The following is a 1,669-nucleotide window of genomic DNA, read 5'->3' as shown; positions in this document are numbered from 1 at the left end:
CCACATCATGATCGTCAATGAGCCCGTCCAGGACACTTTCGAGGACACACCCGCGAAGGACCGCGATCCCGAGTGGTTCAAACGCGCCGTGTTCTACGAGGTCCTGGTCCGGTCCTTCCAGGACAGCAACGGCGACGGCATCGGCGACCTCAAGGGCATCACCGCCAAGCTGGACTATCTGCAGTGGCTCGGCGTGGACTGCCTGTGGCTCCCGCCGTTCTTCAAGTCCCCGCTGCGCGACGGCGGTTACGACGTATCCGACTACACCGCCGTGCTGCCCGAGTTCGGCGACCTCGCCGACTTCGTGGAGTTCGTCGACAGCGCGCACCAGCGCGGCATGCGCGTGATCATCGACTTCGTCATGAACCACACCAGCGACCAGCACCCCTGGTTCCAGGCCTCCCGCACCGACCCCGACGGGCCGTACGGCGACTACTACGTCTGGGCCGACGACGACAAGCAGTACAGCGACGCCCGCATCATCTTCGTCGACACCGAAGCCTCCAACTGGACCTTCGACCCGGTGCGCAAGCAGTACTACTGGCACCGCTTCTTCTCCCACCAGCCCGACCTCAACTACGAGAACCCCGCCGTCCAGGAAGAGATCGTCTCCGCCCTGCGGTTCTGGCTGGACCTGGGCATCGACGGTTTCCGCCTGGACGCCGTGCCCTACCTCTTCGCCCAGGAGGGCACCAACTGCGAGAACCTGCCCCGCTCGCACAACCTCCTCAAACGCGTGCGCGCGGAGATCGACACCCACTACCCCGACACGGTGCTGCTCGCCGAGGCCAACCAGTGGCCCGAAGACGTCGTCGACTACTTCGGCGACTACACCAAGGGCGGCGACGAATGCCACATGGCCTTCCACTTCCCCGTCATGCCCCGCATCTTCATGGCCGTGCGCCGCGAATCGCGCTACCCCGTCTCGGAAATCCTCGCCAAGACCCCGGCCATCCCCTCCGGCTGCCAGTGGGGCATCTTCCTGCGCAACCACGACGAGCTGACCCTGGAGATGGTCACCGACGAAGAGCGCGACTACATGTACGCCGAATACGCCAAGGACCCGCGGATGCGCGCCAACATCGGCATCCGCCGCCGCCTCGCCCCGCTCCTGGACAACGACCGCAACCAGATCGAACTGTTCACCGCCCTGCTGCTCTCCCTGCCCGGATCGCCGATCCTCTACTACGGCGACGAGATCGGCATGGGCGACAACATCTGGCTCGGTGACCGCGACGCGGTGCGCACACCGATGCAGTGGACACCCGACCGCAACGCGGGCTTCTCCTCCTGCGACCCGGGACGCCTGTATCTGCCGACCATCATGGACCCGGTCTACGGCTACCAGGTCACCAACGTCGAGGCGTCCATGTCGTCCCCCGCCTCGCTGCTGCACTGGACACGCCGGATGATCGAGATCCGCAAGCAGAACCCCGCCTTCGGACTCGGCTCGTACACGGAACTGCCGTCCTCCAACCCGGCCGTCATCGCCTTCCTGCGCGAATACAAGGACGACCTCGTGCTGTGCGTCCACAACTTCTCCCGCTTCGCCCAGCCCACCGAACTCGATCTGCAGTCCTTCAACGGCCGCCACCCGGTCGAACTCATCGGCGGGGTGCGCTTCCCGGCCATCGGCGAACTGCCCTACCTCCTGACACTGGCGGGGCAC

The 1,669-nt window shown here is 65.5% G+C and carries 1 protein-coding gene; it reads left to right on the top strand.

Annotated elements, in window-relative coordinates:
- Positions 1-7: 7 nt before the first annotated feature.
- Positions 8-1,669: maltose alpha-D-glucosyltransferase (gene treS / locus E2651_RS43035; protein ID WP_135336702.1), on the top strand; the 1,662-nt coding region annotated here is incomplete at its 3' end.

It is taken from the genome of Streptomyces sp. MZ04, assembly GCF_004684775.1.
Taxonomy (GTDB): Bacteria; Actinomycetota; Actinomycetes; order Streptomycetales; family Streptomycetaceae; genus Streptomyces.
The sequence above is the reverse complement of the archived record's forward strand: the minus strand, read 5'-3'. Positions and strand labels throughout refer to the sequence as shown.